The organism is Leifsonia lichenia (assembly GCF_054780215.1).
Genome location: NZ_BAAGWT010000009.1, coordinates 129,874 through 142,568 on the forward strand (window position 1 = coordinate 129,874; position 12,695 = coordinate 142,568).

At 65.2% G+C, this 12,695-nt stretch carries 15 protein-coding genes and 1 pseudogene; 11 read left to right on the forward strand and 5 right to left on the reverse strand.

Annotated features, from left to right (window positions below):
• Positions 1 to 2: 2 nt before the first annotated feature.
• Genes ACYVGI_RS15695 through ACYVGI_RS15705 form a run of 3 tightly spaced genes read right to left on the reverse strand, consistent with a single transcriptional unit; the run spans position 3 to position 2,546 of the window.
• Positions 3 to 413: an arsenate-mycothiol transferase ArsC gene (locus ACYVGI_RS15695; protein WP_460633531.1), complete on the reverse strand. Its 411-nt coding sequence runs from the start codon at positions 411 to 413 to the stop codon at positions 3 to 5.
• Positions 410 to 1,795: an FAD-dependent oxidoreductase gene (locus ACYVGI_RS15700; protein WP_460633532.1), complete on the reverse strand. Its 1,386-nt coding sequence runs from the start codon at positions 1,793 to 1,795 to the stop codon at positions 410 to 412. The genes ACYVGI_RS15695 and ACYVGI_RS15700 overlap by 4 nt, the downstream gene beginning before the upstream one ends.
• 13 nt (positions 1,796 to 1,808) lie before the next feature.
• Positions 1,809 to 2,546 (reverse strand): aquaporin, encoded by a 738-nt coding sequence (locus ACYVGI_RS15705; protein WP_460633533.1) that lies wholly within the window; start codon positions 2,544 to 2,546, stop codon positions 1,809 to 1,811.
• 38 nt (positions 2,547 to 2,584) lie between these two features.
• Here ACYVGI_RS15705 and ACYVGI_RS15710 point away from each other — a divergent pair, with 38 nt between their 5' ends.
• Complete coding sequence (locus tag ACYVGI_RS15710) at positions 2,585 to 3,250, forward strand: arsenate reductase/protein-tyrosine-phosphatase family protein (RefSeq protein WP_460633534.1); 666 nt, start codon at positions 2,585 to 2,587, stop codon at positions 3,248 to 3,250.
• On the opposite strand, the gene ACYVGI_RS15715 is transcribed toward ACYVGI_RS15710, so the two are convergent.
• The gene (locus ACYVGI_RS15715; protein ID WP_460633535.1) at positions 3,247 to 4,431 is read right to left on the reverse strand and encodes an MFS transporter; all 1,185 of its coding nucleotides are present in this window, start codon (positions 4,429 to 4,431) and stop codon (positions 3,247 to 3,249) included. The genes ACYVGI_RS15710 and ACYVGI_RS15715 overlap by 4 nt on opposite strands.
• Positions 4,428 to 4,781, reverse strand: a complete 354-nt coding sequence (locus ACYVGI_RS15720; protein WP_460633536.1) for an ArsR/SmtB family transcription factor — start codon at positions 4,779 to 4,781, stop codon at positions 4,428 to 4,430. Before ACYVGI_RS15720 ends, ACYVGI_RS15715 begins: the two co-directional genes overlap by 4 nt.
• Before the next feature lie 85 nt (positions 4,782 to 4,866).
• Here ACYVGI_RS15720 and ACYVGI_RS15725 point away from each other — a divergent pair, with 85 nt between their 5' ends.
• From ACYVGI_RS15725 to ACYVGI_RS15770, 10 genes and pseudogenes are all read left to right on the forward strand, one after another.
• Positions 4,867 to 6,177: an NAD(P)-binding domain-containing protein gene (locus ACYVGI_RS15725; RefSeq protein WP_460633537.1), complete on the forward strand. Its 1,311-nt coding sequence runs from the start codon at positions 4,867 to 4,869 to the stop codon at positions 6,175 to 6,177.
• Positions 6,178 to 6,327: 150 nt separating this feature from the next.
• Positions 6,328 to 6,672: an ArsR/SmtB family transcription factor gene (locus tag ACYVGI_RS15730; RefSeq protein ID WP_460633538.1), complete on the forward strand. Its 345-nt coding sequence runs from the start codon at positions 6,328 to 6,330 to the stop codon at positions 6,670 to 6,672.
• Positions 6,669 to 7,349, forward strand: a pseudogene (locus ACYVGI_RS15735) (cation diffusion facilitator family transporter). The gene ACYVGI_RS15730 and the pseudogene ACYVGI_RS15735 overlap by 4 nt, the downstream one beginning before the upstream one ends.
• 10 nt (positions 7,350 to 7,359) lie before the next feature.
• The gene (locus ACYVGI_RS15740; RefSeq protein ID WP_460633539.1) at positions 7,360 to 8,265 is read left to right on the forward strand and encodes a metalloregulator ArsR/SmtB family transcription factor; all 906 of its coding nucleotides are present in this window, start codon (positions 7,360 to 7,362) and stop codon (positions 8,263 to 8,265) included.
• Positions 8,266 to 8,336: 71 nt separating this feature from the next.
• Positions 8,337 to 8,747 (forward strand): arsenate reductase ArsC, encoded by a 411-nt coding sequence (locus ACYVGI_RS15745; RefSeq protein WP_460633540.1) that lies wholly within the window; start codon positions 8,337 to 8,339, stop codon positions 8,745 to 8,747.
• A 5-nt stretch (positions 8,748 to 8,752) separates the two neighbouring features.
• Positions 8,753 to 9,415 (forward strand): arsenate reductase/protein-tyrosine-phosphatase family protein, encoded by a 663-nt coding sequence (locus ACYVGI_RS15750; protein ID WP_460633541.1) that lies wholly within the window; start codon positions 8,753 to 8,755, stop codon positions 9,413 to 9,415.
• Entirely contained in the window at positions 9,412 to 10,395 is a 984-nt protein-coding gene (trxB, locus tag ACYVGI_RS15755) for a thioredoxin-disulfide reductase (protein WP_460633542.1), read from the forward strand. The genes ACYVGI_RS15750 and trxB overlap by 4 nt, the downstream gene beginning before the upstream one ends.
• A gap of 57 nt (positions 10,396 to 10,452) precedes the next feature.
• Positions 10,453 to 10,776, forward strand: a complete 324-nt coding sequence (locus ACYVGI_RS15760) for an ArsR/SmtB family transcription factor (protein ID WP_460633543.1) — start codon at positions 10,453 to 10,455, stop codon at positions 10,774 to 10,776.
• 3 nt (positions 10,777 to 10,779) lie between these two features.
• The gene (locus ACYVGI_RS15765) at positions 10,780 to 11,763 is read left to right on the forward strand and encodes an arsenate reductase/protein-tyrosine-phosphatase family protein (RefSeq protein WP_460633544.1); all 984 of its coding nucleotides are present in this window, start codon (positions 10,780 to 10,782) and stop codon (positions 11,761 to 11,763) included.
• A gap of 86 nt (positions 11,764 to 11,849) precedes the next feature.
• Positions 11,850 to 12,695 (forward strand): AbiJ-NTD4 domain-containing protein, encoded by an 846-nt coding sequence (locus ACYVGI_RS15770; protein WP_460633545.1) that lies wholly within the window; start codon positions 11,850 to 11,852, stop codon positions 12,693 to 12,695.

Here is a 12,695-nt window from a genome sequence, read left to right on the forward strand (position 1 = left end):
GGTCATTCTCGTGCGGGCGCCACCCACTCCACCAGCTCCTCGACCTGAACCAGGATCGAGTCTCGGAGTTCACGCACGCCGTCGAGATCCCAGCTCGCCGGGTCGGGGAACTCCCACTGGACGAACTGGCCCGCGACGGGGCCGGGGAGTTCGAGCCCCGGTTTCATGGCGACGACGACGTCGGCAGTTGCCAGGTCGTCGACAGTCACGGCGCGGGGCTGCGAGTTGGAGCTGTCGATGCCGAGTTCGGCAAGGGCCCGGACTACGGGCCGGCTGGGCCCGTCGGTGGGGGCCGTTCCGGCACTGGTCGCACGGGCGCGATCGCCGGCGACATGACGGAAGAGGTGGGATCCGAGCTGGGACCGGCCGGCGTTGTGGGTGCAGATGAAGAGGACGACGGGGGAGGTGTTCATACAGTGATTTCGGCTTCGGTGGTGTCTCGGGTCCAGGCCTGGGTCGCTGCTTGGACGGCGTCCCATGGTGAGCCGAGTGGTGGTGTGTAGGAGAGGTCGAGGTCGCTGATCTGCTGGACGGTGAGGCCGGCGAAGAGCGCGGTGGCGTATGTGTCGACGCGTTTCGCGGTTTCCGTGCCGAGGCGGCCAACGAGTTGAGCGCCGAGGAGGCGTCCGTATTCCGCGTCTCCGGTGATTCGGATGCTGATTGGTTGGGCGCCTGGGTAGTAGCGCTTGTGATCGTCGGCGGTCGTCTGGGTGGTGACGCTTTGGAAGCCAGCGGCGCTTGCTTCGTGGTCGCGCAGACCGGTTCGGGCGGCGACGAGGTCGAAGACCTTCACGACCTGTGTTCCGACGGACCCGGCGAATCGGGCCTCGCCTCCGATGGCGTTCTCGCCGGCGACGCGTCCTTGCTTGTGTGCGGTCGTCCCGAGCGGGAGGTAAGTGACGCCGAGCAGCCGGTGGTGAGTGACGACGCCGTCGCCGGCCGCGTAGATGTGGGGAAGTCCGGTGCGCATTTGATCGTCGACAACGACCGCGCGTCCAGCGCCGAGGGTGGCCCCGGCGGATTCCAGGAGTTGAGTATTTGGGCGCACCCCGACGACGGCGAGCACGATGTCGGCTCTCAGGTGAACAGGCTCGCCATCGTGGTCGGCGTGCACGACAAGACCGTCGCCGTCCTTCTCCACCGAGCGAACGACGGTGCTGGTGCGCACGTGAACCCCGTGGCGGATCAATTCCTCGCGGACGGAGGATCCGAGTTCGGGGTCGAGAGTCGAGAGAACTTCCTGTCCCCGTTGGAGGACGGTGACATCGATCCCGCGTGCGGTGAATCCCTCAGCCATTTCGAGCCCGACGTAGCCGGCGCCGATGATGATCGCGGTGCGCGGATCGCGGGCCTCAAGGTCCTTATCCAGGGCGAAAGTGTCGCCCATCGAGTGGATGACGTGCAGCCCGTCTGCGGGGGTGAGCTGGTCGAGCCCCGCAATGCCGGCGTGAGAGGGAAGTGCGCCCGTCCCGACGACCAGTTCGTCGTAGGCGACGACGGACTCGGTTCCGTCCGAGGTCCGAACTTTCAACTGCTGGCGCGCTACGTCGATGCTGGTGGCGAGCGTGTTGAGCCTCAACGACATCCCGGTCGCTTCGAGGTCGGCGTGGGTCCGATGGGCCAGAGACTGCCACGGGCGCACGTCACCGGAGAAGTAGTAGGGGATGCCGCAGATCGAGAAGTTCGGGTATTCGTCGGCGACGACGACGGTGACGTCGGTCGCCGGGTCGAGTTCGCGGGCGCGCAGCGCGGCAGAGATGCCGGCGTCGCTGCCGCCGATGGCGACGAGATGCATGGGACGGTTCCGTTCAGCGATCGGTGGTCTGCGGGATGACGACGTCCGCGGCGGCCTGAGCCAGTACTTTCTCAGAGCGGAACAACGCCAAGGTGAGTCCGGCGCCGATGGCGGCGCCGACGAGTTGCGCGGCGATGAAGGGGAAGACGGACGCCGGGGCGATCCCGGCGAAGGAGTCGGAGAAGATCCGCCCGATCGTGACGGCGGGGTTCGCGAACGAGGTGGAGCTGGTGAACCAGTAGGCAGCTCCGATGTAGGCGCCGATCGCGGGAGCGGCCGCTGCGCTGCGGCCCGTTCGAGCCAGAGCGAGGATCAGCATGATGAGTCCCGCGGTTGCGACGACTTCGCCGAGGAGCGTCCCGGCGGTGACCCGCTCGGTGGTGGCGATGCGTGTGGGGAGTTCGAACATCGCGTTCGCCAGCAGTGCTCCGCCGATGGCGCCGAGGACTTGAGCGAGTATGTATGCCGAGGCTTCGGTCAGGGTTAGCCCGTTGCGGGCGGATCGGCCGACGACCCAGTCGACCAGCGAGACGACCGGGTTGAAGTGGGCTCCAGAGACGGAACCGAACAGGAGGATCAGCACGGCAAGGCCGAGGGCGGTGGCGATGCTGTTTTCCAGCAACTGCAGGCCTGTGTCGTGGGAGAGGCGACTGGCCGCGATTCCGGAGCCGACGACGACCGTGACGAGGAGGCCGGTTCCGAGGAACTCAGCGAGCAGTCGAGAGAAGAGGCGCGTATTCATCAGGTTCATCTTGACCGGTGACGGTTACCTCAGTCAACATTGAGGTAATGAACAGTGGGCGAAATTCGTTGGAGGAGCGGGCTGCGTTGCACGCGGCCCTGGCGGATCCGTTGCGCCTACGGGTCGTGGATCTCCTTGTGCTCGGTGACTTGACGCCGGGAGAGCTCGTCGCGGAGTTGGGGGTTTCGACCAATCTGCTCGCGCACCACCTCGCGGTGCTTGAGCGTGAGCGGATCATTGTGCGCGAACGCTCGGAAGGAGATCGCCGGAGGACATACGTGCGCCTGCGGCCGGCCGCGCTCGCGGCAGTTGGGCCGTCGGCCGATGCGGCGGCGCACCGCGTCGTCTTTGTCTGCACCGCGAACTCGGCGCGCTCGCAACTGGCGGAGGCGCTTTGGTCGCGTTCTAGCAACGTCCCTGCCGTGTCTGCGGGAACGCACCCGGCGGCACGCGTCGCGGTGGGCGCTGTTCAGGTGGCGGCGCAGCACGGAGTCGCGTTGGCGGGTCGACCGAAGTTCTACACCGATGTTCTCGCTGCCGATGACTACGTTGTGACCGTCTGCGACCGTGCGCACGAGGAGCTGGCGCTGGGAGGCTCGCACTGGTCGATTCCCGATCCGGTGCCGGATGGCAGTGCGCTCGCGTTCGAAGCGGCCTTCGAGGAGATTGCACGAAGGGTCGACTCCCTCGCCGCGCATTTGACGCCGAGCTAGGTCGCCCGCGCGAGAGCCAGTGCTGCCAGAGCCACGCCGGCCATGAGCGCGGCCATTCCCGCGTAGCTGCCGACACCGTTGGCGATGAGGGGCCCGAGCGCAGGTGCCAGTGCCGTCAGCACTGTGATGGGTGCGGCGAAAACGCCATTGATTGATCCGTAGTTGTGGACTCCCCAACGATCAGCGGCAGCCGACGCCTGGACCAGCGTGTTGGCGCCGCGTATCGCACCGACCAGGATCGCTAAGAGAAGCAGCAACCATACCGGTCCTGGGATCAGGGCCAACGCGAGTACCCCCACGGTCGACCCGAACGCGATGATCGCGATCGGCAGCCAGGGTTTCGCGCGTCGAGGTGTGACGTAGAAGAGCAAACGACCGATCACTTGGCCGGCGCCGACCAGCCCTAGGGCCAGCGCGGCGACTGGGTAGCTCATGCCCTTCTCAGTGAAGAGCGGAATGATCGCCAGAGTCACCGTGTACAGGCTGGCCGTGATCAGTGACATCGTGCCGACCAGCACCCAGAACCTCCGGGTTCGGACCACTGTCGACACCCGATGCTCGGCTACCGATTGGTGGGGAAGGGGCGCCCATCGCTTCTCTACTGACAACCAGTGCAGGGGCGCACCGACGACGAGCAAAAGCCCGGCGAGCAGGAGGAGGGTGATTCTCCAGTTGGACGCACCGAGCAAAGCGGCAGTGGCGGGGGCGAACACAGTGGAGGCGAGACCACCAGCAAGGGTGACGATGGTGAGGGCGCCCTGTCGGCGCTCACCGTAGCGACAGGTGATGACGGCGAAGGCTGCCTGGTACAGCACAGCGCCTTGCGCTCCGCCGACGACAATCCAACACAGGAAGAATAGCTCGAGGTTTGGCGCGGTCGAAGAGGCGGCGACGCCGATTGCGCCGACAATTGTGCCCGTTGTCATGACGATCCGAGGACTCCACGAGTCGAGCAGACGTCCAACGATCGGGCCGGTGAGTGCAGAGACCACCAGCCCCGCTGCGATCGCGCCAGTGACGGCGGCAAGGGCCCAGCCGGTGTCCACGCTGATCGCGGGCGCGGCCACGATCGGTGCGTAGTAGAGGACCCCCCAGTTCAGGATCTGGCCGGCGGACAGTGCGGCAAGGCTCCAGTGCGACGCCTGCCTCGTTGCTATGCCTGACTCGGCGACCTCGGTCACAGCGCCGTGGTGAGGACCTTCGAGACTCGCTCGAGACTTCCCGGGACCAGCTTGTAGTACGACCAGGTGCCGCGCTTCGACCGGGTGATGTAGCCCGCGTCCAGCAAGAGTTTGAGGTGGTGCGACACCGTCGGCTGGCTGAGCCCGACCGGTTCGGTCAGATCGCAGACGCACGCTTCCTGGCCTTCCGAGTTCGCCACGATCGAGAGCAGGCGCAACCTGGTCGGATCCCCGAGCGCTTTGAATGCGCTGGCCATGGACTCCGCCTCGTCGAGGGAGAGCGTCTCGCTGGTCACCGGGGTACAGCAGGCATTCACGGGGGTGATCGGGAGTGCTTCAAGGACAGCCATGCTGTTAGTGTACCCGTACATTGACAGACTTCGATGAAGCGGGCACACTGTATATCGAAAACCTTCGATGAATGGAGAATGACGGATGACTCTCGTCGACCTCACCGCCCCAGTGGTCCACCGCAGTCGGCTTGACGGTCTGCCGGTGGTGATCATTGGCGCCGGCCCGATTGGGCTCGCCGCCGCAGCGCATCTGATCGAACGCGGCATTCCCTTCGAGGTCTACGAGACCGGGCCTGCGTCGGGTCACACCGTTGCTCAATGGGCGCACATCCGATTTTTCTCACCCTGGAAGATGCTCGTCGATGCCGCGGCCGCCCGTCTCCTCGCGGAGACCGGGTGGACAGCTCCGGACGACAAGAAGCTTCCCACCGGCGGCCAGTTCCTCGAGGAGTATCTGGCACCGCTGGCAGCGCTCGATTCGATCCGCCCGCACATCCGCTACGGCGTCATGGTGACCGACGTCAGTCGCGAAGGCATGGACCGCACCCGCAGCACTGGGCGCGCCGACACACCCTTCCTGCTCCGTATCCAGGACGCGGAGGGCGTGCGTGAGGTGACTGCGCGCGCTGTCATCGATGCTTCGGGAACGTACCTCACCCCAAACAGCCTCGCCTCGTCCGGCCTCGATCCGCTCGGGCTGCCGGCGGTGGCCGAATATGTCTCGCACGCCCTGCCCGACGTCGTGGGGCGGGAGCGCGACCGGTTCGCGGGCAAGCGTGTCACCGTCGTCGGTGCGGGACACTCGGCCGCGAACACACTGCTCAACCTTGCGGCGCTCAAGCGCGAGGTCCCGGAAACGCAGATCACCTGGCTGATTCGCAACGCCAGTGCTGTTCGCGTCACGACCTCGGAAGATGACCAGCTCATCGAGCGCGCCGCGATCGGCAAGCGTGTCGATCGCCTCATCGACACTGGTGCCATCGACCAGCTCGACCGGTTCGAGATCCTCCGCCTCGCCCCGACCGAGCACGGCGTCCGCGTGGTCGGTCAGCGCGCTGGCGAACTCGTCGCGCACGACACCGATGTGGTGGTGAACGCGACCGGGTTCCGGCCCAACTTGGACATGCTGCGCGAGATTCGGCTCGAACTCGATGAGATCGTGGAGGCGCCTGTCCGGCTGGCGCCGCGGATCGATCCAAACATCCACTCCTGCGGAACGGTCGAACCACACGGGTTCGCCGAGCTGCAGCAACCGGAGCCGAACTTCTTCCTGGCCGGGATGAAGTCTTACGGCCGCGCGCCGACGTTCCTGCTCGCCACCGGATACGAGCAGGTCCGCTCGATCACCGCCTACCTAGCCGGCGACATCGCGTCCGCCCGGAACGTGCAGCTTGTGCTGCCGGCCACCGGGGTTTGCTCCACCGGAGGAAGCTCCGGCTCGTGCTGCTCCTAGTCGGCTGACTGTGTGCATGGGTGGCCGGCGTTCGAACGTTCCATTAGTACAGCAAACGCTGTACCATTGGCGCATGACGCACGTTGGCCACCTCCATGGGCGGACGGTGGACCACCTGGCCGCCTTCGCCGCTCCCACCTGGGCCGCCCGATGACGACGCTCGCGCCAGCTGCCACAGTCACGCACACCGCCGCTCTTGCGCGCTTCGGTCACGCGCTATCGGATCCCACCAGGCTCGGCATCCTGCTCGCCTTACGCGAGGCGCCCGCCTTTCCGTCAGATCTCGCCGAAGCGCTCGACGTGTCCCGACAGGTGATGTCCAACCAGCTTGCCTGTCTGCGGGGCTGTGGACTGGTCGAGGCTATCCCGGAAGGCCGGCGGACGTGGTACCGGCTCGCGGACGGTCATATCGCGCCAGCGCTGGACGAACTTCTGCGGGTGACCTTGTTCGTCGAGCCTGGATGCTGCGCGGGGGAGGAGTGTCACTGCGCATGAGCGCCTTTGCTTCTGTTGACCGGGCCGCCGTTCTTCAACGCCGGATTCGATGGATCGTCGCGGGAACCATCGGCTACAACCTGATCGAAGCCGTGGTGGCGATTACGGCGGGCAGCGTCGCGTCGTCGGTCGCCTTGATCGGCTTCGGCCTTGACTCGACCATCGAGGTTCTCTCGGCGGCGGCCGTTGCATGGCAGTTCACACGTCGCGACCCTGAGCGCTGGGAGAAGCCGACCCTGCGGGTCATCGCGGTCGCGTTCTTCGCGCTCGCCGTTTAGGTGACCACCAGCTCGCTGCTGTCGCTGATCGGACGGATCGACGCCCAACACTCGCCGGTCGGGATCGTACTTACTGCATTGAGTGTGCTCATCATGCCGTTTCTCTCCTACGCCGAACGACGCGCCGGACGGGAACTGGGATCCGCTACCGCAGTCGCCGATTCCAAGCAGACCTTGATCTGCACTTACCTTTCCGCCGCAGTGCTGGTGGGCCTGCTCCTGAACGGCTTTTTCGGCTGGTGGTGGGCCGACCCGATCGCAGGCATCGTCATTGCCTTCTTCGCGCTGCGCGAGGGCGTCGAAGCCTGGAAGGGCGACGCATGTGCGACCTCGGTTGGGATGCTGCTCGACGAGGAGCAAGACGAAGGGCGTGGCGCGGCTGAGCGCCAAGGAGCATAGACTCGCGTCTATGAGTGTCGCTAACCCCACGGGACTGCAGAGTCTCAAGCGGATCAGTGATCCCACGCGGGCCGCCCTCCTCCGTATCATCCTCGATTCCGAGGAGGGGAGAGGGTCGGTGACTCGGATGGCCGAGACTCTGGGGCTAACCCAGCCGACCGTGTCTCACCATCTGCGGATACTGAAGAACGAGGGGCTGGTCGAGCGGGAACAGATCGGTCGAACGGCGTGGTACTCGATCACGCCTTCCCAGTTCGATCGTGTCTCCGACCTCGTTCGGGGCGGCGAGACGAGAGATGACACGGACGCTTTGCGGCGGATCGTCGCTGACCTCACTACTCGATACCGGGGTATTCTCGCGCAAGAGACTGTCGGCGAGTATGTCGAGGACAGCTATCGCATGCTTGGGGAACGCGACGGGTCGCATTCCAATCGTGCATCTCAGACCAGCAGCTTCACGATCGACCGTCTCGACGCGCTCCTCAGGACCGTCGAATCCTCTCACACCGTCCCCGAGGTGTTGTTCGTGTGCGTGCAGAACGCTGGCCGCTCGCAGCTCGCTTCGGCGATCCTGCGACAGCTCGCCGGCGACCGGGTCATTGTCAGGACGGCGGGCTCCGAGCCGGCCGATGCGGTTCGGTCGACGATCGTGGCTGTGCTCGATGAGATTGGCACACCCCTAGGCGGCGAGTTCCCCAAGCCGTTGACGGACGAGGCTGTGTGGGCGGCGGACTACGTGATCACGATGGGCTGCGGCGACGCGTGCCCGATCTATCCGGGTCGTGAGTATCTGGACTGGGACATCCCTGACCCGGTCGGGCAGCCTGTCGCCAGGGTGCGAGAGATTCGGGATGACATCGAGGAGCGTGTTCGCAGCCTGCTCGAACGGCTCGAAGGTGAACAGTTCGGGAACTGAGCGTCCCGGACTGGAATAAGCATTGATCTACATCTATGCTTATCGTAGATCATTGAGAACCGAGGAGAACCATGTCTGAGAAGCCCACTGTCCTGTTCGTTTGCATTCACAACGCCGGCCGCTCCCAGATGGCCGCAGGTTTCATGCGCGAGCTCTCCGAGGGACGGGTCGACGTGCTCTCCGCCGGCTCCGAGCCCAAGGATCAGATCAACCCCATCGCCGTGCAGGTCATGGCTGAACAGGGCATCGACATCGCGAACGAGCAGCCGAAGATCCTCACCACGGAGGCCGTCAAGGAGTCCGACGTGGTGATCACGATGGGCTGCGGCGACACCTGCCCGATCTTCCCCGGCAAGCGCTACGAGGACTGGGAGCTCACCGACCCCGCCGGCCGCCCGGTCGACGAGGTCCGCCCGATCCGCGACGACATCAAGCAGCGCGTAGAGAACCTGCTCTCCGAGCTTCTCCCCGCGGCGGTGTGACGCTCATGACCATCGACGCAACGGGGCGCCGAGCTCAACCGGAACTCGCCTATCCGGAACGCTATCTGCGTCGGCTGGCCGATGAGCTGGCCGAGAAATTCGAGGGCATCTTCAACCGGGAAACCGTCGAACGCTATGTGCTGGAGTCGTACACGGCTCTCCTTCGCACCGCGACGATAAAGGCGCACCTGGCGACCCGCACCATCCACTTCGCGACCGAACGCCTCACCGCGCTCGCCCAAGCCAAGGGTGCACTTCCCGTGATCTGGCCCGAGGTGCTCTTCGTGTGCGAGCAGAACTCGGGCCGTTCACAGATGGCGGCAGTGCTCACCGAACGCCTCTCGGGCGGTCGTGTCCACGTCCGCTCCGCCGGGTCGATGCCGGCGAACGAGTTGAATCCGGCAGTCGTCGAGGTGATGACCGAGCTCGGCTTGGACATGAGCCGCGAGTTCCCGAAACCGTTGACCGACGATGTCGTACAGGCCGCCGACGTGGTGGTCACGATGGGCTGCGGCGACGCATGCCCGATCTACCCGGGGAAGCGTTATCAGGACTGGGAGCTGCGGGATCCGCAGGGACAGTCGATCGACACGGTCCGGGAGATCCGCGCCGAGGTGGAACAGCACGTGCGCGAGCTGCTGGAGAGCCTGGAGGTGACGCCCGCATGAGCGTCGAGAACGTCGTCGTTATCGGCTCCGGTCCCGCCGGCTACACCGCCGCGATCTATCTGGCCCGCGCGGGCCTGGAGCCGATCGTGCTGACCAGTTCGGTCGAGATCGGCGGCGCCCTGATGAACACCACCGAGGTCGAGAACTTCCCCGGCTTCATCGACGGCATTCAAGGCCCAGACCTGATGGAGAATCTGCGTCAGCAGGCCGAACGCTTCGGCGCCCGCCTCGTCTACGACGACGCCACAGCCGTCGACCTCACCAGCGACCTGAAGACGATCACCACGGGTAGCGGCACGGAATACCAGGCGCACGTCGTCGTCCTTGCGATGGGGTCCGCTCATCGCAAACTCGGCATCGACGGCGAAGACCGACTGTCTGGATATGGGATCTCCTGGTGCGCCACCTGCGACGGCGCATTCTTCAAGAATCAGGACATCGCCGTCGCCGGCGGGGGCGACTCGGCCCTGGAGGAGGCAATGTTCCTCACCCGGTTCGCCAACTCCGTCACCCTCATCCACCGCCGCGACGAGCTCCGGGCGTCGAAGATCATGCAGGATCGAGCTCATGAGAACCCGAAGATCAACGTCCGGTGGAACACGCAGATCGCCGAAGCCCACGGCGACGAGAGGCTTGATAGCCTGAGCCTCCGCGACACGATCACTGGAGAGCCTGGAACTCTCGACGCGACGGGCCTGTTTGTCGCTATCGGCCACGACCCGCGCAGCGCCCTCGTCGCCGGACAGATTGAGCTCGACCCCGAGGGGTACGTGAAGGTCAAGCATCCGACAACCGAGACGAATCTCGCTGGGGTGTTCGCGTGCGGGGATCTCGTCGACCGGCGCTATCGCCAAGCGATCACCGCGGCAGGAACAGGCTGTGCCGCGGCGCTCGACGCAGAGCACTTCCTGGCCGCCCATGGTCTCGGCACTCACGCACAGTCGCAGACTGCCGCTGAGGACGCGCTCGCGCGCAACTGAGGGCAAGCGCATGATTCCTCAGGAGTCCCTTCATCCCGGTCAACTAGGATCCCTGCCATGGGATTGCTTGACCCGCACGACGGTGGCGACGCAACGCCGGCGCCTCTCGAGCGCGGCACCGCTGAGGAGCTCGCACGCACTCTCCGCGCGATCGCAGACCCGACTCGGATCCAGCTGCTCAGCATCCTCGCCGGCAGCCCGGATGGGGAAGCTACCGTGCAGACCCTCACGGACGGCATGGGTCTGCGTCAGCCGACCATCTCGCACCACCTGCGGATCATGCTCGAGGATGGGCTCGTCGAGCGTGAACAGCGTGGCCGCAAAGTTTGGTACTCGATCGCACCCGACCGGCGCGCGTCGATCACCGACCTTCTTGGGTGAGCGATGAACCCGGCCGACGGATCACCGCGGCCGCTCGACTCGGCCAGTGCGGCTGAGCGCGCGACTCAGGTCGCGGCGCTCGCCGACCCGGGCCGGTTGCGGTTGATGAGCATTCTGGTCACCGACCCGCAGGGCCTCTATTCGGAGGCGGTTCTGGCTCAGTCGCTCGGCTTGACCTCGGTTGGGATCACCAATGACATCCGGGTGCTCGTCGAAGCGGGACTCCTGACCTGCGAGCCGTCGGCGACGGCGCCGATTTATCGGCCGACCGCGGACGCATGGATGCGGTTCGGTCGCATCCTCGGCGGTCCGGCTGCGCCGGACACCACCCCGGCTCACGTGGCGTCCGACCGACCGCCTGCGGAGACGCTGCCTCCGGTGATCCAGAAGATCGCCGATCGGCTCGCCTACCGCTTCTCCGCTAACTTCTCGAAAGAGACGGTCGGCAAATACGTCGCGGACAGCTATGAGTTGCTGAGGGAGCGAGCGCAGGTCACTCGTCACCTTCCATCGCTGACCAGTCGGTTCGCGACGGACCGGCTGGGGGCGCTCGCCGCCGCCCATGGCTTCGACCTCAGCGGCACGCCCGAGATCCTTTTCGTCTGTGTCCAGAACGCCGGTCGCAGCCAGATCGCTGCCGGCATCCTGCGGCAGCTCGCTGGAAATCGTGTGCATGTCCGCACGGCCGGATCGCAGCCGGCCAGCGCGATCGACGAGACCGTCGTGGAGATCCTCGATGAGATCGGCGTGCCGGTGGGCGCCGATTTCCCGAAGCCGCTTACTGACGAGGTCGTGCAGGCCTCGGACATAGTGGTGACGATGGGCTGCGGCGACGCGTGTCCGGTCTATCCGGGACGACGGTATCTGGACTGGCCGGTCGAGGACCCTGTGGGGAAGCCGTTGGAGGAGGCGCGCCGGATTCGGGACGATATCCAGCAGCGAGTCGAGGGGCTATTGAAGAGCGTCGGGCTGGAGCCGATCCACTAGAGCGGTGCCGTAGTAGCCGGGATCGCGCGGGCGTTTGTCCCTTGTCGAGCGCCTCACCTGTTCGAGAGGCTCGCTAGCCTTGCCACATGGCATCCTTCTCCGAGCGGCACGGTTACAAAGAGGTCCGAACGCTCATCCAACGCGAGAGCCTGGATGACGAGACACGGACCGATCTGTGGAATGTGCTCGCCCTTACCCCGGGCATCCTCGACTCCTATGGCGACACGACGGAGGAGAACACCCTCACCGCGATGTGGGTCTGGCATTGGAGGAAGCCCCGAGACGAGCGTCTATCGCTTACCGCATTGTGGGATCTGATGAAGGCGACTCTGCTGAAAGGCACCTGGATTGAGGTTTTCGACCTGCTTGAGGCCTTCATTCGGTACCTCGACGCGAACAAGACCTATGACTTCGATGCCTTGCCCAACACCATGGTTGAGGCGTTGAACGGCAGATTCGAAGACAATCTGGTCGGCTATCGATTCATCGGGCACGAGATTACCCCCGTCGATTCCGCGGCCGAGAGTGACGCTGTCACCGAGGCCCTCGTCGATGCGGACTCGATCAAGGGGGCACGCCACAGCCTCGACAGGGCCGTGGAACTTCTCGCGGACCGGCAGACCCCGGATTACCCGAACTCGATCAAAGAGTCGATCTCCGCAGTTGAGGCCGTGGTGAAGAAGGTCACGGGCGAAGGGCAGCTTGGAGCCGGGCTCAAGAAACTGGAGGCAGCTGGGCTCATCATCCATCCTGCGCTCAAAGAGGCCTGGCTAAAGATGTATGGCTGGACTTCCAGTGCGAACGGCATCCGGCACGCTGGGATCGAGGCCGCTGACGCCGACCAAGCAATAGCGAAGTACATGCTTGTGACCTGCTCAGCGTTCGTGTCGTACCTCATCGAAGCGGGTCGGAAAACTGAACTTTTGACCTAG

Coding starts and splice junctions, on each gene's coding strand:
- ACYVGI_RS15750 (WP_460633541.1), top strand. CDS start 8,753: ATGACCATCGACGCAACGGGGCGCCGAGCTCAACCGGAACTCGCCTAT.
- trxB (WP_460633542.1), top strand. CDS start 9,412: ATGAGCGTCGAGAACGTCGTCGTTATCGGCTCCGGTCCCGCCGGCTAC.
- ACYVGI_RS15695 (WP_460633531.1), bottom strand. CDS start 413: ATGAACACCTCCCCCGTCGTCCTCTTCATCTGCACCCACAACGCCGGC.
- ACYVGI_RS15760 (WP_460633543.1), top strand. CDS start 10,453: ATGGGATTGCTTGACCCGCACGACGGTGGCGACGCAACGCCGGCGCCT.
- ACYVGI_RS15765 (WP_460633544.1), top strand. CDS start 10,780: ATGAACCCGGCCGACGGATCACCGCGGCCGCTCGACTCGGCCAGTGCG.
- ACYVGI_RS15745 (WP_460633540.1), top strand. CDS start 8,337: ATGTCTGAGAAGCCCACTGTCCTGTTCGTTTGCATTCACAACGCCGGC.
- ACYVGI_RS15720 (WP_460633536.1), bottom strand. CDS start 4,781: ATGGCTGTCCTTGAAGCACTCCCGATCACCCCCGTGAATGCCTGCTGT.
- ACYVGI_RS15730 (WP_460633538.1), top strand. CDS start 6,328: ATGACGACGCTCGCGCCAGCTGCCACAGTCACGCACACCGCCGCTCTT.
- ACYVGI_RS15710 (WP_460633534.1), top strand. CDS start 2,585: ATGAACAGTGGGCGAAATTCGTTGGAGGAGCGGGCTGCGTTGCACGCG.
- ACYVGI_RS15725 (WP_460633537.1), top strand. CDS start 4,867: ATGACTCTCGTCGACCTCACCGCCCCAGTGGTCCACCGCAGTCGGCTT.
- ACYVGI_RS15770 (WP_460633545.1), top strand. CDS start 11,850: ATGGCATCCTTCTCCGAGCGGCACGGTTACAAAGAGGTCCGAACGCTC.
- ACYVGI_RS15740 (WP_460633539.1), top strand. CDS start 7,360: ATGAGTGTCGCTAACCCCACGGGACTGCAGAGTCTCAAGCGGATCAGT.
- ACYVGI_RS15700 (WP_460633532.1), bottom strand. CDS start 1,795: ATGCATCTCGTCGCCATCGGCGGCAGCGACGCCGGCATCTCTGCCGCG.
- ACYVGI_RS15705 (WP_460633533.1), bottom strand. CDS start 2,546: ATGAACCTGATGAATACGCGCCTCTTCTCTCGACTGCTCGCTGAGTTC.